This window comes from Pseudomonas sp. MC6, from assembly GCF_054790575.1.
The window spans coordinates 5,234,098-5,255,814 of the sequence record NZ_CP186504.1 but is presented as its reverse complement, the minus strand read 5'-3'; the positions used below and the strand labels follow the sequence as shown (position 1 = coordinate 5,255,814).

Genomic DNA, 21,717 nt, shown 5'->3' with positions numbered 1-21,717 from the left:
GAGACATGCAGATCTCGTTCACGATTGACGCCGACGCTTTCGAGCTGGAACAAAAGGAACCGGTCAAGAAAACCTTGCGCATCGGCGACGCGGAAATCGCCCACGCCTTGCAGCGTATAGCCAAGGCCAGTCTGACCGAATACCTGAAAATGCTGGTCGAGGGCGGCATGCCCAGTCGCGCTGACGAGGCCAAGCAGGATCGCCTGCTCTACCTGATTCAAAGCTACTTCGGGCAAACACTACCGACCGAGTCGCAGATCTCGACGATCTTCCAGCTGACCCAGAGCCAAAGCAAAACCTTGCTGAAGAACACCGTTTCACGCTTTCGCAATCAGCTCGACGACATCCTCCAGCACAGCATGCGCGCGGTGATCGAGACAGCCGAACACGCGCAAACCGTGTTTCTGGTGGTCATCAGCTCGGACGTGATTCGCGATGAGCTGAACATGCTGATCACCCAGAACGAGCCGACCTTCAAACCCATCACCAAGCGCAAAGGCAGCGCCGGGCAGTTCGAGATCAGCGAAGACTCCCACGACTTGCTCTGCACGACGCTGGGGCTCAATGCCGTTCAGTGACATCGTCGCGGTCAGTGGCTTGCTGCTGACCCTGACCACGTTCATGTTCAATCTGGCGTGGCCGGCGCTCAGTGAAGCGCTGGCGCTGGATGAATACCAGTCGGGGCCGCTGAACAGAAAACGCAGCAGGGACAAGGTTCGGGGGGCTTTTTACGGGCGCGCGCTGCCGCTGACGTGCGCGTTTGTGGCGCTGTTTTACGTCAACCTGCCGGCCGCGGTGGGGATTATTCGCAGCAGCACACTGGATCTGTGGGATTTTGATGTGGATCGCACGCTGTACGTAATGGTCGTAATGGCGTTGCTGGCATTTGCACTGATCAACACGGGATTAACCGTGAAACTGCTCAGAAAATGGCGAAACCTGCGTTAAACCGCCCCCCCCTGCAGAAGCTGCCGAAGGCTGCGATCTTTTGATTCTGTTTTTAAGATCAAAAGATCGCAGCCTTCGGCAGCTCCTACAGAATGATGTCGTATCAGACGCCGAACTGGGCGCGGTACGCTTCCACGGCTGGCAGGTGTTGCTTGAGCTGCGGATCATCGGCAAGGAATTCCAGCACCTGATTCAGCGAAACAATGCTGATCACCGGAATGCCGAAGTCGCGCTCGACTTCCTGGATGGCCGACAACTCACCATTGCCACGCTCCTGACGGTTCAGGGCAATCAGTACGCCGGCAGCCTTGGCGCCGTCCTGCGAGGCGATGATCTGCATCACTTCACGGATTGCGGTGCCGGCGGTAATCACGTCATCGATGATCAGCACATCACCGGTCAATGGCGCGCCGACCAGACTACCGCCTTCGCCATGAGCCTTGGCTTCCTTGCGGTTGAAGCACCATGGCAGGTCACGGTCGTGATGCTCGGCCAGCGCAACGGCAGTGGTTGCCGCCAGCGGGATGCCTTTGTAGGCCGGGCCGAACAGAACGTCGAAAGGAACACCGCTTTCAGCGATGGCCGCAGCGTAGAAACGCCCGAGCTGCGCCAAGGCCGAGCCCGAATTGAACAGGCCGGCGTTGAAGAAGTAAGGACTGGTGCGCCCGGACTTCAGGGTGAACTCACCGAAGCGCAAAACGCCGCGATCGATGGCAAAACGAATGAAATCGCGCTGATACGCTTGCATGAAAAAAACCCCAAATACCACGGATTTAGCTAATTAGCTTGACGCCGTGTATCATACACGCACGCGATTTTTGGGGCCATTTATGCGGATCATCAGTGTGAACGTCAATGGTATTCAGGCTGCAGTCGAGCGTGGTTTGCTCAGTTGGCTGCAAGCACAGAATGCCGACGTCATCTGCCTGCAGGACACCCGTGCCTCCGCCTTTGAACTGGATGACCCAGCCTTCCAACTGGATGGCTACTTCCTTTATGCCTGCGATGCTGAAGTCCCTGCCCAAGGCGGCGTGGCTTTGTATTCGCGGTTGCAACCGAAGGCTGTCATCAGCGGTCTCGGTTTCGAGACGGCCGACCGCTACGGGCGCTACCTGCAAGCAGATTTCGACAAAGTCAGTATTGCCACCTTGCTGCTCCCTTCGGGGATGAACGGCGACGAGGACTTGAACCAGAAGTTCAAGCTCATGGACGACTTCGGCAAGTACCTGGACAAACAGCGACGCAAACGTCGCGAGTACATTTATTGTGGCTCGTTGTACGTGGCGCAGCAGAAGCTCGACATCAAGAACTGGCGCGACAGCCAGCAATCTCCGGGCTTCCTGGCGCCAGAACGCGCCTGGATGGACGAGATTGTCGGCAACATGGGCTACGTAGATGCCCTGCGCGAAGTCAGCCGTGAAGGCGACCAGTACAGCTGGTGGCCGGACAGCGAACAGGCCGAGATGCTCAATCTGGGCTGGCGTTTCGATTACCAGATCCTGACTCCAGGCCTGCGACGCTTTGTGCGCAGCGCACGCCTGCCACGTCAGCCACGGTTCTCGCAGCACGCACCGCTGATCGTCGACTACGACTGGACGCTGACCATCTAAGCGTCGTTTTGCAGTACAAAAAATGCCCGTATCGCAAGATACGGGCATTTTTTATGCGTCACTTCCAGACAGGCTCGAATTCAGACTGCGACGAAGAACGGTAAGGCCAGATACAGCTTGATCACGATGACATTGATTATGTCGATGAAGAACGCTCCGACCATCGGCACCACCAGAAAAGCGATCTGCGAGGGGCCGTAGCGTTGCGTCACGGCCTGCATGTTGGCAATGGCAGTCGGCGTGGCACCCAGGCCAAAACCGCAATGCCCCGCCGCCAGGACGGCGGCATCGTAATTACGGCCCATCACCCGGAATGTCACGAAAATCGCGAACAGCGCCATGACCATGGCCTGCATCGCCAGAATGATGAAGATCGGCAGCGCTAGCGCGGCCAGATCCCACAACTTGAGCGACATCAGGGCGATCGCCAGAAACAACGACAGACTGACATTACCCAGTACCGAGACCTCACGCTCAAACACCTGATACAAGCCCAGCGCTGAAAGACCGTTGCGCAGCACAACGCCTACAAACAGGACACACACAAACGTCGGCAACTCGAATGCAGTCCCTTGCAGTAGGCCGTTCAACAGATTGCCCGCGAGCAAGCTGACTGCAATCAGAGCGAGGGTTTCGACAAACGAAAATGGCGTGATCGAGCGCTCCTTGTTCGGCTGTTCAAAACCTTTTGGCAACCGTGGCACTTCCTGCTGATTGCAACCGGGCACCTCCACTCGCTTGATGAGCAACCGCGCAACCGGCCCGCCGATCAAACCACCCAGCACCAGACCAAACGTCGCGGAGGCCATCGCCAGTTCGGACGCCGAGGCCAGACCGTACTTCTCGCTGAATACCGTGCCCCAAGCAGCGCCGGTTCCATGACCGCCCGCCAGGGTGATCGATCCGGTCAGCAGCCCCATCAACGGGTCGAGCCCAAGCATTTTTGCCAACCCGATCCCCATCGCATTCTGCACCACCAACAGACCGGTGACCGCCAGCAGGAATATTCCGACGATGCGCCCGCCTTTTTTCAGACTGGCAAAGTCTGCGCTCAGCCCAATGGTGGCAAAAAAGGCCAGCATCAAAGGTGTTTGCAAGGAAGTATCAAAGCGAATTTCAATATCGAACGTTCGCAGTAACAGTAAAATCAAGGCAACTACCAAGCCACCTGCGACAGGTTCAGGGATATTGTAACTGCGCATGAAGCCAACACGCCTAACGAGCCCGCGCCCCAGTAGAAGTACTAAGGAAGCGGCCACAAGCGTTCCGTAAAAATCGAGCTGAATCATTGGAATTATTCTTGGCTATTTATTCAGAGGCGAATTTTTACCTGCATCCACCCCCTGAACCGGCTGATTGTCTCAACACTGATTACTCGGGAATTCAAGAGCCTTCGATGGCTTGAACATATCTTAATATTTCATTAGAAATATTAGCCGAGCAACTTTAACAATCGTTGACCTTGATTCCAAGGACATGAATCCTAACCAAGCCAATGCAGTTGTGACTAAAAGTGTATATGCGAAAATAACAGGACTTGTCATCGCAGCCAGACTATTCCTACATACAGTAACGATTAATTATGCTGCATAAATAAAAATGCCCTGACATGTCAGGGCATTGGTATTAGAACTTTGCGCGTTTCTTATTTGATCAGGCGCCACGTAAATGGATATCTGTAAGGAAAACCTTCATTGGCTTTCACTCCGGCAATGATCGTCAAAACCAGTGCGCCGATAGCCAGTATTCCCAACAGAAAGAAACCGATGATCAGCACCATCAGCAGAAAGCAGATCAACGATGCAATGGCGACAGTGATCTGAAAATTCAGCGCCTCCTTGCCTTGGGCATCGATGAACGGGTCTGTCTCGCGCTTCATCTGCCACAGGATCAACGGCCCGATCAAATTGCCGAATGGAATCCAGATCCCCAACAAGGCGGACAAGTGACAAAACATCGCCCATTGGCGAACCTCTTGGCTCGGTTTGGGCAGCAACTCTTGCTCGTCACTCATCGCGTCCTCCTTGCGGTTATCAACCTGCTCAGTCGGCCAGTGCAGCCTTTTGCAGTTCGAAGATTTCGTTCATGCCCTGCTTGGCCAGTTCCAGCATGGCGTTCAAGTCTTCAGGCTGGAACGGCGCGCCTTCAGCGGTGCCCTGTACTTCGATGAAACCACCGGTGCTGGTCATCACTACGTTGAGGTCGGTCTCGGCAGCGGAATCTTCAAGATAGTCCAGATCCAGCACGGCCTCGCCCTGATACATGCCGACGGATACCGCACCGATCATTTGCTTGAGCGGATCGCCACCCTTCAGGCCGCCACGCTTCTTGATCACTTTCAGCGCATCAACCAGTGCAACCATTGCGCCAGTGATAGAAGCGGTGCGAGTGCCACCGTCAGCCTGGATCACGTCGCAGTCAACGTAAAGGGTGACGTCACCCAGCTTGGACATGTCCAGCGCAGCGCGCAGGGAACGACCGATCAGACGCTGGATTTCCAGGGTGCGACCGCCCTGCTTGCCACGGCTCGCTTCACGCTGGTTACGCTCGCCGGTAGCACGCGGCAGCATGCCGTATTCGGCAGTCAACCAGCCTTGGCCCTGGCCCTTGAGGAAACGCGGCACGCCGTTTTCGACGCTGACGGTGCAGATGACTTTGGTATCACCGAATTCGACCAGTACGGATCCCTCGGCGTGTTTGGTGTAGTTGCGGGTAATGCGGATCGAGCGGAGCTGATCGGCAGCGCGACCACTTGGACGTTTCATAGGGAATACCTGTACTGGGGACGGAAAACTGCCGAGCATTATAGAGCGCTGCACCGCGCCTGGGCACTCGTTAAAAAATCCGGGCGACGCTCGAAGCCCCTGAAACACCGATTACCGACGGGCTGCAGCCCTTTGTCACACCGTGTGTTTGGGCGCATTCGCCGCACTGCGCTACAATCCTGCGCCTTTGCTGCCAGTCGGCTTAAATTCATTGATATCGAGCCTGCGGAACATCCTGCTGCGCCGATCTGCATTGCGAGGTCACCGCCATGGTGCACAGCATGACCGCCTTCGCCCGCGTCGAAAAAGCCGGCGCCCAGGGCACCCTGAGCTGGGAGCTGCGCTCGGTCAACAGCCGCTATCTGGAGCCACATTTGCGTCTGCCAGAGTCGTTTCGCGACCTCGAAGGCGCGGTGCGTGAAGCGCTGCGTCAGGGCCTGTCGCGAGGCAAACTCGAATGCACCCTGCGGTTCACCGAAGAAAGCACCGGCAAAACCCTGCAAGTCGATCGCGAGCGCGCCGCGCAACTGGTCGCAGCAGCCGAGACCATTGCCGGCCTGATCAAGAATCCTGCCGCACTCAATCCCCTGGAAGTGCTGGCCTGGCCCGGTGTACTCGTGGGTGATGCGACTGACCCGCAGGCATTGAACGCCGACGCACTGGCCCTGTTCAATCAAGGCCTGAAAGAGTTGAAGGCCGGCCGCGAGCGCGAAGGCGCGGAGCTGGCACGCCTGATCAACGAGCGCCTGACTTCCATTGAAGAAGACGTAGTGACCCTGCGTGAACTGGTGCCACAGATGCTCGCCACCCAACGCCAGAAAGTCCTCGACCGCTTCAACGACATGAAAGCCGAGCTGGACCCGCAGCGCCTCGAACAGGAAATGGTCATGCTCGCGCAAAAGAGCGATGTGGCCGAAGAACTGGATCGCCTGAGCACCCACATCATCGAAGTGCGCCGGGTACTGAAGTCCGGCGGCGCTGCCGGGCGCCGCCTGGACTTCCTGATGCAGGAACTCAACCGCGAAGCCAACACACTGGGCTCCAAGGCCTTCGACCCGCGCAGCACCCAAGCCGCCGTCAACCTCAAGGTGTTGATCGAGCAGATGCGTGAACAAGTGCAGAATATTGAGTAAGGCAACCCCGACATGACCCACAGCACCGGCACTCTGTACATTATTTCCGCGCCATCGGGCGCGGGCAAAAGCAGCCTGGTCAAGGCTTTGACCGACGCCATACCGGAAATTCGCGTTTCGGTTTCGCACACCACCCGCGCCATGCGTCCGGGCGAAGTGGACGGCGTGAACTATCACTTCGTGACCCGCGAAGAGTTTGTGAAGATGGGCGAGCATGGCGACTTCCTCGAACGCGCCGAAGTCTTCGGCAACTTCTACGGTACCTCGCAAAGCCGCCTGCAGCAGACGCTGGACGAAGGTCACGACCTGATTCTGGAAATCGACTGGCAAGGCGCCGAGCAAGTGCGCAAGTTGATGCCGCAAGCACGCTCGATCTTTATCCTGCCGCCGTCGCTTCAAGCCCTGCACCAGCGCCTGACCAACCGCGGTCAGGACAGCGACGAGATCATTGACGGCCGGATGCGCGAAGCGGTCAGCGAGATGAGTCACTATGTCGAGTACGACTACCTGATCATCAACGACGATTTTGCTCACGCACTGGACGATCTGAAGGCGATTTTCCGCGCCAATCAACTCCAACAGAAACGCCAGCAGGTACGTTTCGGCAAATTGCTTGCCGAATTGCTCGGTTAATCAGCACTTCCCAAAACGCCTGCAAGCGCTTTACATTGGAGCTTGCAGCGCGTTGAAGGGCTTGGTCAAAAAATCAGCGCTTCCCTAATCGCTGGTGATTTTTTAAACTGTTGAGTCCGCTCGCCCAACCGGGCAGCGCGCATATTGCATTCGCTCCGAGGAATACCATGGCCCGCGTAACCGTTGAAGACTGCCTGAACCACGTGGAAAACCGTTTTGAGCTGGTCATGCTCTCTACCAAACGTGCCCGTCAACTGGCCACCGGCGGCAAAGAGCCACTGGTTCAGTGGGAAAACGACAAGCCTACCGTTGTTGCCCTGCGTGAAATCGCTGAAGGCCTGATGAGCTACGAGTTCATCGCCAACGCTGAGATCGTCGAAGACGAACCGCTGTTCGCAGCGTTCGAGGACGAGTCCAACGAGGCCGTCTAAGCCTATGCCTGGTCGACGTAGCACGGCGCGGGATCACAGCTTACGGCAGGAATTATCATGCCGAGCATAGACGCCCTCGCCGATCGCTTATCGACCTACCTCGGCAACGACCAGGTCAACCTGGTCCGCCGAGCGTATTTCTACGCCGAACAAGCCCATGACGGTCAGCGCCGTCGCAGCGGCGAGGCGTATGTCACGCATCCTCTTGCGGTGGCGAATATTCTTGCCGACATGCACATGGACCATCAGAGTCTGATGGCCGCGATGCTGCATGACGTGATCGAAGACACCGGTATCGCCAAAGAAGCGCTGCAAGCGCAGTTCGGTGAAACCGTGGCCGAACTGGTCGATGGGGTCAGCAAACTGACCCAGATGAATTTCGAGACCAAGGCCGAAGCCCAAGCCGAAAACTTCCAGAAAATGGCCATGGCCATGGCGCGCGACATTCGCGTGATCCTGGTCAAGCTTGCCGACCGCCTGCACAACATGCGCACGCTGGAAGTGCTGTCCGGCGAAAAACGCCGCCGGATCGCCAAGGAAACCCTCGAAATCTATGCGCCCATCGCCAACCGGCTGGGCATGCATGCGATCCGCATCGAATTCGAAGACCTCGGCTTCAAGGCCATGCACCCGATGCGTTCCGCGCGGATCTACCAGGCGGTCAAACGCGCCCGGGGCAATCGCAAGGAAATCGTCAACAAGATCGAAGAATCCCTCGGCCATTGCCTCGCCATCGACGGCATCCAGGGCGAAGTCAGCGGTCGCCAGAAACACCTCTACGGCATCTACAAGAAAATGCGCGGCAAGCGTCGGGCCTTCAACGAGATCATGGACGTCTACGCGTTCCGGATCATCGTCGACAAGGTCGATACCTGCTACCGCGTGCTCGGCGCTGTACATAATTTGTACAAACCGTTGCCGGGGCGCTTCAAGGATTACATCGCGATCCCCAAGCGCCAACGGCTATCAGTCGCTGCATACCACGCTGTTCGGCATGCACGGCGTACCGATCGAGATTCAGATCCGTACCCGCGAAATGGAAGAGATGGCCAACAACGGCATCGCCGCCCATTGGCTGTACAAATCCAGCGGTGACGAACAGCCGAAAGGCACTCACGCCCGCGCCCGCCAGTGGGTCAAAGGCGTGCTGGAAATGCAGCAACGTGCCGGCAACTCGCTGGAATTCATCGAGAGCGTGAAGATCGACCTGTTCCCGGACGAGGTCTACGTGTTCACGCCCAAAGGCCGGATCATGGAGCTGCCGAAAGGCTCCACGGCGGTCGACTTTGCCTACGCGGTGCACACCGACGTTGGCAACAGCTGCATTGCCTGCCGGATCAACCGTCGTCTCGCGCCGCTGTCCGAACCGCTGCAAAGCGGCTCCACGGTCGAGATCGTCAGCGCTCCCGGCGCCCGACCGAATCCGGCATGGCTCAATTTCGTCGTCACCGGCAAGGCGCGCACGCACATCCGCCATGCGCTGAAACTGCAACGTCGCTCCGAGTCCATCAGCCTCGGCGAACGCCTGCTGAACAAGGTGCTCAACGGTTTCGACAGTTCGCTGGAGAAGATCCCGGCCGAACGCGTCAAAGCCATGCTCACCGAGTACCGCCTCGAACTGATCGAAGACTTGCTCGAAGACATTGGCCTCGGCAACCGCATGGCTTACGTCGTTGCCCGACGGCTGCTCGGCGAAGGCGAACAGTTGCCAAGCCCGGAAGGACCGCTGGCCATTCGCGGTACCGAAGGTCTGGTACTGAGCTACGCCAAGTGCTGCACGCCGATCCCGGGCGACCCGATTGTCGGGCACCTGTCGGCGGGCAAAGGCATGGTCGTGCACCTGGACAACTGCCGCAACATCAGCGAAATCCGGCACAACCCGGAAAAATGCATCCAGCTCTCGTGGGCCAAGGATGTCACCGGCGAATTCAACGTCGAACTGCGCGTCGAGCTGGAACACCAGCGCGGCCTGATCGCTCTGCTGGCCAGCAGCGTCAACGCGGCTGACGGCAATATCGAGAAAATCAGCATGGACGAACGCGATGGTCGCATCAGCGTGGTCCAGTTGGTGGTCAGCGTCCACGATCGTGTGCACCTGGCCCGCGTGATCAAGAAGCTGCGCGCCTTGACCGGGGTGATTCGCATCACCCGCATGCGTGCATAACGCAACCCTAACAAGGAGTCATACATGACCAAGACTGTTATCACCAGCGACAAGGCCCCGGCCGCCATCGGTACTTACTCCCAGGCGATCAAGGCAGGCAACACCGTTTACATGTCGGGTCAGATTCCTCTGGACCCAAAAACCATGGAACTGGTTGAAGGCTTCGAAGCCCAGACCGTCCAGGTGTTCGAGAACCTCAAAGCAGTGGCCGAAGCCGCCGGCGGTTCGTTCAAGGATATCGTCAAACTGAATATCTTCCTCACCGACCTGAGCCACTTCGCCAAGGTCAACGAGATCATGGGCAAGTACTTCGACCAGCCATACCCGGCCCGCGCCGCCATTGGCGTGGCTGCCCTGCCAAAGGGTGCGCAGGTTGAAATGGATGCCATTCTGGTCATCGAGTGATGCGCACGGCGCGGCCCTCAAACGCCGCGCCGACTGCTCAGCAAGAAAAGGTTTTGAAAGGATTCCACCATGCGCAAAGCGCTAGCTCTCCCGCTGTTCGCCATTTTCCTCGGCGGCTGCGCCAGCAACCCTGCCGACCGTGACATCAGTGGCACCTGGATCAACCAGGTGGCGATCGATGCCGCAGCCAAGGGCGGCCCCCTGCGCGAAGCGCTTCAGGCTTACGGCCCGAACCTTGAGTGGGACGTTAACACCAAGGCCGGTCAGGCCCGCTACACCAACGGTTTTGAGAACGTCGAAGGACGGCTGCTGGGTGAGAAATCCGGCGCCTGGAAGGTCGACTTCTATGGCAGCTCCGCCAGTGAGCTGAAACGCGATGGCGGGCAACTGCAGCAAGCCGCCAGCGAGAACGAACCCGAGCAGGTTTTCGACCGCGCACAGATTCCCGTGCCGGAGGGCGCACCGATCGGCGCCAGCTTCGAACGTGCGCTGTATTCGGCCTATCTGGGCGGTGACTGGAAAATCACCAACGGCCAGGGCGAAGGCAGCACCGTGAAATTCCAGGCGGATGGCCAGGTCTCCGGCTTACCGGGTGCCGACCGTTATGCGTTATGCCTGGCGGGCGATTGCGCCTCGATGAGCAACGGCAATGACAGCATGTGGTTGCAGCAGAATGGTCAGGGCAATAACTGGATCTTTGTGCGCAAGGGCAAAGAGCTGGAAATTCTCCAGGCGGTGAATGCTGCGTTGGCGGATGAACAACCGCAGTTCACCGCTGGTGAGCGCAAGTGGTTGCTGGAGAAGCAGTAACCCGGACCTCAACTCGCTGAGATCCCCTGTAGGAGTGAGCCTGCTCGCGATAGCGGTCTAACAGTCAGCATAAGTGTTGAATGTCAGACCGCTATCGCGAGCAGGCTCACTCCTACATTTGTTTTTGGGGTGTCAGGAAGTCAGCATTTACCTTCGAGGATCGCGGCGTAGCCTTCGCGGTAACTTGGGTACGTTGGCGTCCAGCCCAACGCTTTCGCCCGGCCATTGCTGCAGCGCTTGCTGCCGGTGCGCCGCACACTGGCATCTTCAGACCATTCGGTAACGCCCAGATACTCACGCAACCAGCCTACGACTTCCGCTAACGGCGCGGGCGCATCGTCAACGCCGATATAGAAATCCTCCAGCTTCACGCCCTGCCGATCTTTCTCCAACAGGAACGCCAGCAATCCTGCCGCGTCGTCAGCATGAATCCGATTGCCATACAGCGGCGGATCAACCGCCACGCGATAACCGCGACGCACTTGAGTCAGCAGCCATTCGCGGCCCGGCCCGTAGATCCCGGTCAAACGCAGAATGCTCGCAGGAATGCCACTGTTCAGCGCCACTTGCTCCGCTTCGAGCATCAACCGCCCGGAATAACCCGCAGCGACCGTCGCCGATGTCTCATCGACCCACTCACCCTCCTGCTGCCCATACACACTGCTGCTGGAAACGAAGACCAGCCGCTCAGGCACCTGCCCATAGTCGTCCAGCCAACTCAGGACATTCTGCAAACCCTGCACATAAGCCGCGCGATAACCGGCCTCATCGTGATCAGTGGCGGCGGCGCAATACACCAGATAGTCCACGGCACCCACCGGCCAGGTCGCCGGGCAGTCTTCATTGAACAGGTCGCCGGCAACGCCGATCACTCCAGCAGGCAGCTTCGAAACATCCCGGCGCAGGCCGTGAACTTCCCAGCCAGCCGCCAGCAATTGCTTGGCCAGACGACTGCCGACATCACCACAACCGGCAATCAAAACAGAAGGCGCGGACATCAAAAAACTCCTATCGGAAAGGCACAGACTAGCTCTGGCACAGGACGAACGGCTAGCAATGGTAGAAAAAAAGATACTCTATTACTTTTGTTAACAAGAATTACTTGCAATAATGCACGCCACTTTTGTTCTCGGCCTCACGAGGCCTGGAAGAGCATCAACGTTTTTCTATCTCAGGTCCGGCCAGCATGACACGTAATCAAATCCCCGCTTCGCCAACCAAACGACCTCGCGCCTGGAGCGCAGTGGCGGCTCTGCTGCTCAGCCTGATGCTGGCACCGACCGCCGCTTTCGCCGACGCCCAGGCACCTGCAACGCCAGCCGCCACCGAGCAAAGCGCACCAGCCGCTGCTCCGGCTGCCCCGGCCGCTACCGATCCGGTGCAAGCAGTTGACGCTGCCGACGTTCCTGAAGTTCTCGAAGCCGACAACAGCCTGGGCATGGCCCACGACCTGTCGCCTTGGGGCATGTACCAGAACGCCGACATCATCGTGAAAATCGTCATGATCGGTCTGGCCATCGCTTCGATCATCACCTGGACCATCTGGATCGCCAAAGGCTTCGAGCTGATGGGCGCCAAGCGTCGTCTGCGTGGCGAAATCGCTGCACTGAAGAAAGCCACCACCCTTAAAGAAGCCAGCGCCACCGCCGGCAAGGAAGGCACCCTCGCCAACCTGCTGGTGCACGACGCCCTCGAAGAGATGCGCCTGTCGGTCAACAGCCGCGAGAAAGAAGGCATCAAGGAACGCGTGAGCTTCCGTCTCGAGCGCCTGGTCGCGGCCTGCGGTCGGAATATGAGCAGCGGCACCGGCGTCCTCGCCACCATCGGTTCCACCGCGCCGTTTGTCGGCCTGTTCGGTACCGTGTGGGGCATCATGAACTCCTTCATCGGCATCGCCAAAACCCAGACCACCAACCTTGCTGTCGTCGCGCCCGGCATTGCTGAAGCCCTGCTGGCCACTGCATTGGGTCTGGTTGCTGCGATTCCGGCCGTGGTGATCTATAACGTCTTCGCCCGGTCCATCGCCGGTTACAAGGCGCAGGTTTCCGATGCCTCGGCAGAAGTACTGCTGCTGGTCAGCCGCGACCTCGACCACCAGCCTGAGCGCAGCTCCCAGCCGCACATGGTCAAAGTGGGGTAATCGGCCATGGGCCTGCATTTGAAAGAAGGCGCAGACGACGATCTGGCCGAGAACCACGAAATCAACGTCACGCCGTTCATCGACGTGATGCTGGTGCTGTTGATCATCTTCATGGTGGCCGCTCCGTTGGCCACCGTGGACATCAAAGTCGACCTGCCTGCCTCGACCGCCAAACCGGCACCGCGGCCAGAAAAACCGGTGTTCCTCAGCGTCAAGGCTGACCAACGCCTGTACATCGGCGACGATGAAGTGAAAGCCGAAACCCTTGGCGCCGTGCTCGACGCCAAGACTCAGGGCAAGAAAGACACCACCATCTTCTTCCAGGCCGATAAAGGCGTGGATTACGGCGACCTCATGAGCGTGATGGATAAACTGCGCTCCGCCGGTTATCTGAAGGTCGGTCTGGTCGGACTTGAGACGGCAGCCAAGAAATGATCACGACGCGCCATAAGCTGACGCGTTACAGCGGTAGCCTGGCCGTGGTGCTGGGCGTTCACGCGCTGGCCATCGCGCTGGCGCTGAACTGGACCGCCCGCCCGCCCATCGAATTGCCCCCACAGGCAATGATGGTCGAGCTGGCCCCGGTTCCGGCCCCGCCACCGCCTGCTCCGCCGAAAGTCGTCACACCGCCGCAGCCACCGGCTCCGGTTGAAGAGTTGCCGATTCCGAAGCTGGCCGAAGCACCGAAAGCTGAAATCGCGGTGCAGAAACCCAAGCCGAAGCCCAAGCCTAAACCGCCGAAGCCGGTCGAGAAGAAGCTGCCCGATCCACCGAAGGAAAAACCTTCCGAGGAGAAGCCGGCCGACACGCAACCGACCCAGGCCCCGACGGAGAAATCCGCCCAGCCTGCGCCAGGCCCGTCGCCGGCCCAGATGGCTGCCAAGGCCAGCTGGCAAGGCACCCTGCTCGCGCATTTGGCCAAGTACAAAAAGTACCCGGCCAGTGCTCAGGCACGGGGCAAGGAAGGCTTGAACCGCCTGCGTTTCGTGGTGGATGCCGAAGGTAATGTGCTGTCGTTCGAACTGGTGGGCCGCTCGGGCAACGCCGATCTGGACCGGGCTACCCTGGAAATGATCCGCCGCGCGCAACCGCTGCCCAAGCCACCGGCCGACATGCTCAACAACGGCTCGATCGAAATTGTTGCGCCGTTTGTTTATTCCCTCGAACGCCGCCGTTAAGTAGCAAGACCAAGAGATCGCAGCCTTCGGCAGCTCCTACATTGGAATGCATTTCCCTGTAGGAGCTGCCGAAGGCTGCGATCTTTTGCTTTATGACGTAGTCGCATTGGGCCCTCAGTCTGATAACGTGCGTCTATCGATTGCAGCCGGTATGCTTGGCCCGCATCTTCATGGACGCTTGCTATGACCCTCACAGAATTACGCTACATCGTTACCCTCGCCCAAGAGCAGCATTTCGGCCACGCCGCCGAACGTTGCCACGTCAGCCAGCCGACCCTCTCGGTGGGCGTGAAAAAGCTTGAAGACGAACTCGGTGTGCTGATTTTCGAGCGCAGCAAAAGTGCCGTGCGCCTGACCCCGGTCGGCGAAGGCATCGTCGCCCAGGCGCAGAAAGTCCTCGAACAAGCGCAAGGCATCCGTGAACTGGCCCAAGCCGGCAAAAACCAGCTGACCGCGCCGCTGAAAGTCGGCGCGATCTACACCGTCGGCCCGTACCTGTTCCCGCACCTGATTCCGCAGCTGCACCGGGTCGCCCCGCAGATGCCGTTGTACATCGAAGAAAACTTCACCCACGTGCTGCGCGACAAACTGCGCAACGGCGAACTCGACGCGATCATCATCGCCCTGCCGTTCAACGAAGCCGACGTGCTGACCCTGCCGCTGTACGACGAGCCGTTCTACGTCTTGATGCCGGCCCAGCACCCGTGGACGCAAAAAGAAACCATCGACGCCGGCCTGCTCAACGACAAGAGCCTGCTGCTGCTTGGCGAAGGCCACTGCTTCCGCGATCAGGTTCTCGAAGCCTGCCCGACCCTGACCAAGGGCAACGACGGCGCCAAGCACACCACCGTCGAATCCAGCTCACTGGAAACCATCCGCCACATGGTCGCGTCCGGTCTGGGCATCTCGATCCTGCCGTTGTCGGCGGTCGACAGCCATCACTACGCCCCGGGCGTGATCGAAGTGCGCCCACTGTCGCCACCGGTGCCGTTCCGCACCGTCGCCATTGCCTGGCGCGCGAGCTTCCCACGGCCGAAAGCCATCGAGATCCTCGCCGACTCCATTCGCCTGTGTTCGGTGGCCAAGCCAGCGGCATCGGTTACGGCCGGTTAAGCGAGCGTCATGACGGAGCTGTCGCAAGTGTCGGTGACGGCACTCAAGGGTGTCGGCGAAGCCATGGCCGAGAAACTGGCCAAGGTCGGTCTGGAGAATCTGCAGGACGTGCTGTTTCACCTGCCGCTGCGTTATCAGGATCGCACCCGCGTGGTGCCGATCGGTGCGCTGCGACCGGGGCAGGACGCCGTGGTCGAAGGCACCGTCAGCGGCGCCGACGTGGTCATGGGCCGCCGGCGCAGCCTCGTCGTGCGCTTGCAGGATGGTACCGGCGGTCTCAGCCTGCGCTTCTACCATTTCAGCAACGCACAGAAAGAAGGCCTCAAGCGCGGCACGCGGGTGCGCTGCTACGGCGAGGCACGGCCCGGCGCGTCAGGATTGGAAATCTACCACCCGGAATACCGCGCCATTACCGGTGACGAACCGCCGCCAGTGGATGAAACCCTGACCCCGGTCTATCCGCTCACCGAAGGCCTGACCCAAGCGCGTCTGCGCCAGTTGTGTCTGCAGACGCTGACCATGCTCAAGCCAGACACCCTGCCCGACTGGCTGCCGACCGAGCTGGCCCGCGACTATCAATTGGCACCGCTGGCCGATGCGATCCGCTACCTGCACAACCCGCCCGCCGATGCCGACGTCGACGAACTCGCCCTCGGCCATCACTGGGCCCAGCATCGCCTCGCCTTTGAAGAGCTGCTGACCCATCAACTGTCGCAGCAACGCCTGCGCGAAAGCATGCGTTCCTTGCGCGCGCCAGCGATGCCGAAAGCGACCAAGCTGCCGCCGAAATACCTGGCCAACCTCGGCTTCAACCCGACTGGTGCGCAACAGCGTGTCGGCAACGAAATCGCCTACGACCTCAGCCAACACGAGCCTATGCTGCGGCTGATTCAGGGCGATGTCGGCGCGGGTAAAACCGTGGTCGCAGCACTCGCGGCATTGCAGGCGTTGGAGGCCGGGTATCAAGTCGCGCTGATGGCGCCGACCGAGATCCTCGCCGAGCAACATTTCATCACCTTCAAGCGTTGGCTCGAACCGCTGGGCATCGACGTCGCGTGGCTGGCCGGCAAGCTCAAGGGCAAGAACCGCGTCGCCGCGCTGGAGCAGATCGCCAGCGGCGCGCCGATGGTGGTCGGCACCCACGCGCTGTTCCAGGACGAAGTGCAGTTCAAGAACCTCGCGCTGGTGATCATCGACGAACAGCATCGTTTCGGTGTGCAGCAGCGTCTGGCGCTGCGGCAGAAAGGCGTCGGCGGACGCATGTGCCCGCACCAACTGATCATGACCGCCACGCCGATTCCTCGAACACTGGCGATGAGCGCCTACGCCGACCTCGACACCTCCATCCTCGACGAACTCCCGCCCGGACGAACCCCGGTCAACACCGTGCTGGTCACCGACACCCGCCGCGTCGAAGTCATCGAACGCGTGCGCGGTGCCTGCGCCGAAGGGCGTCAGGCCTATTGGGTATGCACGCTGATCGAAGAGTCGGAAGAGCTCACCTGTCAGGCCGCCGAAACCACCTTCGAAGATCTCACCCTCGCCCTCGGCGAACTGAAAGTCGGGTTGATCCACGGGCGCATGAAACCCGTCGAGAAGGCCGCCGTCATGGCCGAATTCAAGGCTGGCAACCTGCAACTGCTGGTCGCCACCACAGTGATCGAAGTCGGCGTCGACGTACCCAACGCCAGCCTGATGATCATCGAAAACCCCGAACGCCTCGGCCTTGCGCAACTGCACCAATTGCGTGGTCGCGTCGGTCGGGGCAGCGCCGCCAGCCACTGCGTGCTGCTCTACCATCCGCCGCTGTCGCAGATCGGTCGCCAGCGACTGGGCATCATGCGCGAGACCAACGACGGTTTCGTCATCGCCGAAAAAGACCTCGAATTGCGCGGCCCCGGGGAAATGCTCGGCACCCGCCAGACCGGTCTGCTGCAATTCAAAGTCGCCGACCTGATGCGCGACGCCGACCTGCTGCCCGCCGTCCGCGACGCCGCGCAAGCCTTGCTGGAACGCTGGCCAACCCACGTCAGCCCATTACTCGATCGCTGGTTGCGCCACGGGCAGCAATACGGCCAAGTGTGAGCACCGTCGCAGTTTCTGACAGATCGTTCTGACCAAGCTGGTTATACTCCTGCCATTGTTTCAAAAACGGATACAGATCATGACCGAAGCCGCTCTCGCCCCCGAATCCCCGCACGCGCCGTCTGTCATTCGGCTGCTGCTAGGCAAGCTGGGCATCGCCTACGAAGAAGTGCTCGACCACCACGGCCTCAATGCCTCGCGCAAGGTACAAGCCGTGTTGCTGGACGACTCCGTCGGCGCGCTGATGGTGCTGTTTCCGCAGAGCCAACTGCTCGACCTCAATCGCCTCGCCGAACTCACCGGCCGGCGTCTGACTGCCGTCTCGACCGAGCGTCTGGAAAAAATGCTCGGCAAACACAGCCTCAGCCTGCTGCCAGGCCTGCCAGCGCTGACCAGTTCGCCGTGCCTCTACGAAGAAAGCCTGCTGCGTGAGCCGAAGTTGCTGATCAACTCCGGTGAGCCGGGCCTGCTGCTGGAAATCGCCAGCGAAGACTTCAAGACCATGCTGACTAAGGCCAGCGCCGCCAATTTCGGCGAAGCGCTGAGCAGTATCCGCCCGAACCTCGATCGCCCGGACGATGACCGCGAGGAAATCACCCAGGCCGTACAGGCGTTCACAGCGCGGCGCATTCAGCAACGGCTGGAAGCGACCATCGAGATTCCGCCGCTGGCCGAGACTGCGCAAAAAATCATCAAACTGCGCGTCGACCCCAACGCCACCATCGACGACATCACCGGCGTGGTCGAAACCGACCCGGCACTGGCCGCACAAGTGGTGAGCTGGGCGGCGTCGCCGTACTACGCGTCACCGGGCAAGATCCGTTCGGTGGAAGACGCGATCGTTCGCGTGCTCGGTTTTGATCTGGTGATCAACCTCGCGCTGGGCCTGGCCCTCGGCAAGACCCTGAGCCTGCCCAAAGATCACCCGCAACACACCACGCCGTACTGGCAGCAGTCGATCTACACCGCCGCCGTCATCGAAGGCCTGACCCGCGCCATGCCGCGCGCCCAGCGCCCGGAAGCCGGCCTGACGTATCTGGCCGGTCTGCTGCACAACTTCGGTTACCTGCTACTGGCCCACGTGTTTCCGCCGCACTTCTCGCTGATCTGCCGCCACTTGGAGGTCAACCCGCACCTGTGCCACAGCTACATCGAGCAACACCTGCTCGGCATCAGCCGCGAACAGATCGGCTCGTGGCTGATGCGCTACTGGGACATGCCGGACGAACTGGCCACCGCTCTGCGCTTCCAGCACGACCCAAGCTACGACGGCGCCTACGCCGAATACCCGAACCTCGTCTGCCTGGCCGTGCGCCTGCTGCGTGGACGCGGGATTGGCTCTGGACCGGATGAAGATATTCCGGATGCGCTGCTCGAACGCGTCGGCCTGACTCGCGACAAAGCCAATGACGTTGTCAGCAAAGTGCTTGAGGCCGAGGTGTTATTGCGTGAACTGGCCTCGCAGTTCAGCCAGGCCTGAATGCAAAGCGGGCAAGCGACCTCCCGTTGGAGCGACGCTTGCCCGCGATGGGCCAACCTGCGGCTTAAGCCGACTTGTCCAGGTAACGGATCACCCAGCCTTTATCGTACCCAGAGTCGGTGAAATACACTCCGCCCACCACGATACGCCCATCGACCATTACCGCCATGCCGTGGGGGTATTCGAAACCCGCGCTTTCATTGAAAACGGTAAATCCCGAACCAAAGAAAGAGGCGTCTGGAGAACCATCCGCCAGAAAGCGTGCGGTGACCGCGCTGAGATTCTCATCAAGCGCCCCAGTGCCACTGCTACCGCAAACGATGACTGAACCGTCCGTACGCGGCACGCAATGCAACCATCTGACGCCTTGGGGGACAGGTGAAGAAATCAGTGGTTGACCACCATTGAACACCTGATTGTAGGAGCCGCTGAAATTGAGCACCGCAATCAAGCCATGAGAAACGTTCTTCACCGCCGCACCACCGGCCACAACGATTTTGTCGTCGACTATTGCCGCAACGTCCAGGCTGATCCATTGATCGTGGGGCACGTCCACAACTCCGTTGATGCCAAAGCCTGTGTCAATCTTGCCCGTAGCGTCGAAACGAGTAACGAAGGCGCCATGCGCACTCACCGCAAAGTAATTGCCGCAGATCACCACGGCGCCGTCAGCCTGGGTCGCGGCCGCTTGCGCAACGATGTCCGAAGGCGAAATCTCTGCAAGCTCTACGAACGCAAAGCCCGTGCCGTTGAAGGTCGTATCGGGTGAGCCATTCGGCTCGAACCTCAGAACGATACCTTTTGTCCGGCCGGAAGCATCCTCAACGGTACTGACCACGACGATTTTTTCGTCCAGTTGTTGCGCGACCAGCCCTGCTGCGCCAGCCCCTGCGGCACCGCTGGAAGACTTTTGCGCCAACGCGGTATATGCGTCTCCTCCCATCTTCTCGAAGGGAATGTAAAGCACACCTTGTTCCCCGAAAGACGTTTGCGGTTGTCCGTCCTCGCGCTGTCTGACCAGCACCAGGCCCGTCGAGTAATTCGAGCCTTCTGCCGTGTACTGAGCACGAACCAGCCAACCGCCATCGCTCAGCGGTGTAAACCCGAGGATCCGGCTCATGTAAAAACTTTCTTTCAGCCTGATCTCGACGTAGCCAGAGTCTTCCCCACCGAAAGCTGTGTCGAGAGCGCCGTTTTCGAGCAGACGAACGATCCGCGTGGGCGCACCCTCCGTCGAGAGGCGGACGGCAACCAACAGTTTATTTTGCGGTAGCGCCAGCAACGCCCTCACGTCATATCCCGAGAACCCGAGGAAGGGAAATCTGAGGATGCCATCTTCGCCAAAGGTCGGATCGTTATTTAAAGACGGTGTGCCCGCCAGATAGCGCACGAAATGCCCAGGGATTCTGGAAGGATCGGCATAGACGGAGAGCTCGATGCACACCACGATCCGACTGTCCTCCATGACGGCCACACCTCGCGCAAAGGCTGCCCCTGCGCTGTCTTCAAACAGCGCATGCCCCGTACCGTTGAAAGCCGTATCCGGTTTTCCATTAGCAAGAAAACGCGCCGTCACCATGGCTGATTCACCGTGACCGACAACAACGATCGAACCACCCACCTGCGAGGCATGCGTCCACGCCAACCCTTTCAGTAACGGCGAAAACAGCGGCTTGCCGCCATTGAACACAAGGTTTGCCGCGCCGCTGGTCGTGAACGCAGCGATCAACCCACCTTCAAGGCCACTACGCAAGGCTCGGCCCGCGACGATAATCCTGCCATCGCCTTCACGTACCGAAATCGATTGCAGAAAACTCTCGCCTTCGTCGTCGGGAATCAACACGGCCACGCCGCCGTTGAACTGACTGTCCAGTGCGCCATTTGTGTCCAGACGCGCCAGAAAAACTCCACGGCCTCCCGATTCGTCCTGGTATGCACCGCAGACCAGCACCTTGCCATCGGCTTGAACGGCGATGCCGTGGGCGGTACTCGATGTAGCGATCTCCGGAATCACATAGCCCGAACCGTTGAATGATTGATCGAGTGACCCATCCGCTTGCAGACGTATCACAACATTTACTGGCAGTGGCGCCTCATCAAAAAATACGGAATGGAGCAGGACGATTTTGTCGCCCACTAGCAGGGCCGCTGACCGCGATCGAGGGTGCGAAGTCTCAGAGGAGCGGGTGTTCGGGGGACTTGCCTTGCGCGGCGCGTTAGCGGGTTCGGGATTGCCGTAGTAGGAGATATACCGCATCCCGTTGGTGCCGAACGCTTCGTTCAGTTCACCGGTATTTTTCAGGCGGACCAATGCCAGGCCAACGTCATTGGAGGTAGTCGAGTAATACTGAAGGTGTATCAGCCAACCATCATCCTCAAGCGCATCGAGACCGGATACATAGCTGATCCGAGCACCTTGCAACGCTATTTCAACGAAACCTCTGCGCGCTGCACCGAAGGTCTCGTCCAGCGAACCGTCTTCATTCAGCATCGCAATGGCAACCGGAGCATTCGCGCCCGTTAAAGGTATCGCAACGAGTAATTTTGCATCGGGGAGCGCCAAGACTGCCGCCGCTTCGTCGCCCGCGATGCCGGGTATCGGTAACGTCAACACGCCATTGCGAGCAAATGTCGGATCGAGTGACCTAGGGGTAGAAATACTGTGTGTCTGCGTCATGAGCTTGTTCCATCAAGTTGGTGAGTCCCTTAACGCTGGAACTGGAACTTGAGTAGAGCATCGCCATGACGCACAAAACACCTGATAGAAATGACAGTCCGGCTGTCTTTACGAGCCGCAATGATGGCCTTACAAGACAAGCGCA

At 59.4% G+C, this 21,717-nt stretch carries 20 protein-coding genes and 1 pseudogene; 15 read left to right on the top strand and 6 right to left on the bottom strand.

What is annotated here, in order from left to right; all coding sequences use genetic code 11:
* The first annotated feature begins 5 nt into the window (after positions 1-5).
* Together ACOYXE_RS23435 and ACOYXE_RS23430 are read left to right on the top strand one after the other, a co-directional pair.
* Entirely contained in the window at positions 6-578 is a 573-nt protein-coding gene (locus ACOYXE_RS23435; protein ID WP_160059919.1) for a hypothetical protein, read from the top strand.
* Positions 565-948: a hypothetical protein gene (locus ACOYXE_RS23430; RefSeq protein ID WP_160059920.1), complete on the top strand. Its 384-nt coding sequence runs from the start codon at positions 565-567 to the stop codon at positions 946-948. The genes ACOYXE_RS23435 and ACOYXE_RS23430 overlap by 14 nt, the downstream gene beginning before the upstream one ends.
* A gap of 103 nt (positions 949-1,051) precedes the next feature.
* On the opposite strand, the gene pyrE is transcribed toward ACOYXE_RS23430, so the two are convergent.
* Positions 1,052-1,696, bottom strand: a complete 645-nt coding sequence (gene pyrE, locus ACOYXE_RS23425) for an orotate phosphoribosyltransferase (RefSeq protein ID WP_460926721.1) — start codon at positions 1,694-1,696, stop codon at positions 1,052-1,054.
* 82 nt (positions 1,697-1,778) lie between these two features.
* Between pyrE and ACOYXE_RS23420 the strand changes: the two genes are divergently transcribed.
* Complete coding sequence (locus ACOYXE_RS23420; RefSeq protein WP_160059922.1) at positions 1,779-2,558, top strand: exodeoxyribonuclease III; 780 nt, start codon at positions 1,779-1,781, stop codon at positions 2,556-2,558.
* 80 nt (positions 2,559-2,638) lie between these two features.
* Here ACOYXE_RS23420 and gltS read toward each other — a convergent pair whose 3' ends face one another.
* From gltS to rph, 3 genes are all read right to left on the bottom strand, one after another.
* A complete protein-coding gene (gene gltS, locus ACOYXE_RS23415) occupies positions 2,639-3,847 on the bottom strand; it encodes a sodium/glutamate symporter (RefSeq protein ID WP_405122658.1) in 1,209 nt (402 codons plus the stop codon).
* A 356-nt stretch (positions 3,848-4,203) separates the two neighbouring features.
* Positions 4,204-4,572, bottom strand: coding sequence for a DUF4870 domain-containing protein (locus ACOYXE_RS23410; protein WP_007920344.1), 369 nt, complete (start codon positions 4,570-4,572; stop codon positions 4,204-4,206).
* Between the two features lie 28 nt (positions 4,573-4,600).
* Positions 4,601-5,323 carry a ribonuclease PH gene (gene rph / locus ACOYXE_RS23405; protein WP_016985814.1) on the bottom strand — a complete coding sequence of 241 codons (723 nt, stop codon included), beginning with the start codon at positions 5,321-5,323 and terminating at the stop codon, positions 4,601-4,603.
* Positions 5,324-5,592: 269 nt separating this feature from the next.
* Between rph and ACOYXE_RS23400 the strand changes: the two genes are divergently transcribed.
* The 6 genes and pseudogenes from ACOYXE_RS23400 (at position 5,593) to ACOYXE_RS23375 (ending at position 10,899) form a co-directional block, all read left to right on the top strand.
* On the top strand, positions 5,593-6,456 hold the full coding sequence (locus tag ACOYXE_RS23400) for a YicC/YloC family endoribonuclease (protein ID WP_160059924.1): 864 nt from the start codon (positions 5,593-5,595) through the stop codon (positions 6,454-6,456).
* 12 nt (positions 6,457-6,468) lie between these two features.
* Positions 6,469-7,089 (top strand): guanylate kinase, encoded by a 621-nt coding sequence (gene gmk / locus ACOYXE_RS23395; RefSeq protein WP_008078609.1) that lies wholly within the window; start codon positions 6,469-6,471, stop codon positions 7,087-7,089.
* A 167-nt stretch (positions 7,090-7,256) separates the two neighbouring features.
* Positions 7,257-7,520 (top strand): DNA-directed RNA polymerase subunit omega, encoded by a 264-nt coding sequence (gene rpoZ / locus ACOYXE_RS23390; protein WP_007894670.1) that lies wholly within the window; start codon positions 7,257-7,259, stop codon positions 7,518-7,520.
* Positions 7,521-7,577: 57 nt separating this feature from the next.
* Positions 7,578-9,684: pseudogene (spoT, locus tag ACOYXE_RS23385) on the top strand (bifunctional GTP diphosphokinase/guanosine-3',5'-bis pyrophosphate 3'-pyrophosphohydrolase).
* 24 nt (positions 9,685-9,708) lie between these two features.
* Positions 9,709-10,089: a RidA family protein gene (locus tag ACOYXE_RS23380; protein WP_014340863.1), complete on the top strand. Its 381-nt coding sequence runs from the start codon at positions 9,709-9,711 to the stop codon at positions 10,087-10,089.
* A 69-nt stretch (positions 10,090-10,158) separates the two neighbouring features.
* Positions 10,159-10,899 (top strand): hypothetical protein, encoded by a 741-nt coding sequence (locus tag ACOYXE_RS23375; protein WP_405122657.1) that lies wholly within the window; start codon positions 10,159-10,161, stop codon positions 10,897-10,899.
* Between the two features lie 140 nt (positions 10,900-11,039).
* Here the strand turns inward: ACOYXE_RS23375 and ACOYXE_RS23370 are convergent, their stop codons facing one another.
* Entirely contained in the window at positions 11,040-11,897 is an 858-nt protein-coding gene (locus tag ACOYXE_RS23370; RefSeq protein ID WP_160059926.1) for an SDR family oxidoreductase, read from the bottom strand.
* A 188-nt stretch (positions 11,898-12,085) separates the two neighbouring features.
* On the opposite strand from ACOYXE_RS23370, the gene exbB reads away from it, so the two are divergent.
* The 6 genes from exbB (at position 12,086) to ACOYXE_RS23340 (ending at position 18,895) form a co-directional block, all read left to right on the top strand.
* Positions 12,086-13,039, top strand: a complete 954-nt coding sequence (exbB, locus tag ACOYXE_RS23365; RefSeq protein ID WP_405122656.1) for a tonB-system energizer ExbB — start codon at positions 12,086-12,088, stop codon at positions 13,037-13,039.
* A 6-nt stretch (positions 13,040-13,045) separates the two neighbouring features.
* On the top strand, positions 13,046-13,474 hold the full coding sequence (exbD, locus tag ACOYXE_RS23360; RefSeq protein ID WP_007920333.1) for a TonB system transport protein ExbD: 429 nt from the start codon (positions 13,046-13,048) through the stop codon (positions 13,472-13,474).
* On the top strand, positions 13,471-14,217 hold the full coding sequence (locus ACOYXE_RS23355) for a TonB family protein (RefSeq protein ID WP_038359287.1): 747 nt from the start codon (positions 13,471-13,473) through the stop codon (positions 14,215-14,217). The genes exbD and ACOYXE_RS23355 overlap by 4 nt, the downstream gene beginning before the upstream one ends.
* 183 nt (positions 14,218-14,400) lie before the next feature.
* The gene (locus tag ACOYXE_RS23350; RefSeq protein ID WP_405122654.1) at positions 14,401-15,330 is read left to right on the top strand and encodes a hydrogen peroxide-inducible genes activator; all 930 of its coding nucleotides are present in this window, start codon (positions 14,401-14,403) and stop codon (positions 15,328-15,330) included.
* 9 nt (positions 15,331-15,339) lie between these two features.
* Positions 15,340-17,415 (top strand): ATP-dependent DNA helicase RecG, encoded by a 2,076-nt coding sequence (gene recG, locus ACOYXE_RS23345; protein WP_460926720.1) that lies wholly within the window; start codon positions 15,340-15,342, stop codon positions 17,413-17,415.
* 79 nt (positions 17,416-17,494) lie between these two features.
* The gene (locus tag ACOYXE_RS23340; protein WP_460926719.1) at positions 17,495-18,895 is read left to right on the top strand and encodes an HDOD domain-containing protein; all 1,401 of its coding nucleotides are present in this window, start codon (positions 17,495-17,497) and stop codon (positions 18,893-18,895) included.
* Between the two features lie 64 nt (positions 18,896-18,959).
* Here ACOYXE_RS23340 and ACOYXE_RS23335 read toward each other — a convergent pair whose 3' ends face one another.
* The gene (locus ACOYXE_RS23335; RefSeq protein ID WP_460926718.1) at positions 18,960-21,572 is read right to left on the bottom strand and encodes an NHL repeat-containing protein; all 2,613 of its coding nucleotides are present in this window, start codon (positions 21,570-21,572) and stop codon (positions 18,960-18,962) included.
* Positions 21,573-21,717 lie beyond the last annotated feature (145 nt).

Coding starts and splice junctions, on each gene's coding strand:
- ACOYXE_RS23435 (WP_160059919.1), top strand. CDS start 6: ATGCAGATCTCGTTCACGATTGACGCCGACGCTTTCGAGCTGGAACAA.
- ACOYXE_RS23430 (WP_160059920.1), top strand. CDS start 565: ATGCCGTTCAGTGACATCGTCGCGGTCAGTGGCTTGCTGCTGACCCTG.
- pyrE (WP_460926721.1), bottom strand. CDS start 1,696: ATGCAAGCGTATCAGCGCGATTTCATTCGTTTTGCCATCGATCGCGGC.
- ACOYXE_RS23420 (WP_160059922.1), top strand. CDS start 1,779: ATGCGGATCATCAGTGTGAACGTCAATGGTATTCAGGCTGCAGTCGAG.
- gltS (WP_405122658.1), bottom strand. CDS start 3,847: ATGATTCAGCTCGATTTTTACGGAACGCTTGTGGCCGCTTCCTTAGTA.
- ACOYXE_RS23410 (WP_007920344.1), bottom strand. CDS start 4,572: ATGAGTGACGAGCAAGAGTTGCTGCCCAAACCGAGCCAAGAGGTTCGC.
- rph (WP_016985814.1), bottom strand. CDS start 5,323: ATGAAACGTCCAAGTGGTCGCGCTGCCGATCAGCTCCGCTCGATCCGC.
- ACOYXE_RS23400 (WP_160059924.1), top strand. CDS start 5,593: ATGGTGCACAGCATGACCGCCTTCGCCCGCGTCGAAAAAGCCGGCGCC.
- gmk (WP_008078609.1), top strand. CDS start 6,469: ATGACCCACAGCACCGGCACTCTGTACATTATTTCCGCGCCATCGGGC.
- rpoZ (WP_007894670.1), top strand. CDS start 7,257: ATGGCCCGCGTAACCGTTGAAGACTGCCTGAACCACGTGGAAAACCGT.
- ACOYXE_RS23380 (WP_014340863.1), top strand. CDS start 9,709: ATGACCAAGACTGTTATCACCAGCGACAAGGCCCCGGCCGCCATCGGT.
- ACOYXE_RS23375 (WP_405122657.1), top strand. CDS start 10,159: ATGCGCAAAGCGCTAGCTCTCCCGCTGTTCGCCATTTTCCTCGGCGGC.
- ACOYXE_RS23370 (WP_160059926.1), bottom strand. CDS start 11,897: ATGTCCGCGCCTTCTGTTTTGATTGCCGGTTGTGGTGATGTCGGCAGT.
- exbB (WP_405122656.1), top strand. CDS start 12,086: ATGACACGTAATCAAATCCCCGCTTCGCCAACCAAACGACCTCGCGCC.
- exbD (WP_007920333.1), top strand. CDS start 13,046: ATGGGCCTGCATTTGAAAGAAGGCGCAGACGACGATCTGGCCGAGAAC.
- ACOYXE_RS23355 (WP_038359287.1), top strand. CDS start 13,471: ATGATCACGACGCGCCATAAGCTGACGCGTTACAGCGGTAGCCTGGCC.
- ACOYXE_RS23350 (WP_405122654.1), top strand. CDS start 14,401: ATGACCCTCACAGAATTACGCTACATCGTTACCCTCGCCCAAGAGCAG.
- recG (WP_460926720.1), top strand. CDS start 15,340: ATGACGGAGCTGTCGCAAGTGTCGGTGACGGCACTCAAGGGTGTCGGC.
- ACOYXE_RS23340 (WP_460926719.1), top strand. CDS start 17,495: ATGACCGAAGCCGCTCTCGCCCCCGAATCCCCGCACGCGCCGTCTGTC.
- ACOYXE_RS23335 (WP_460926718.1), bottom strand. CDS start 21,572: ATGACGCAGACACACAGTATTTCTACCCCTAGGTCACTCGATCCGACA.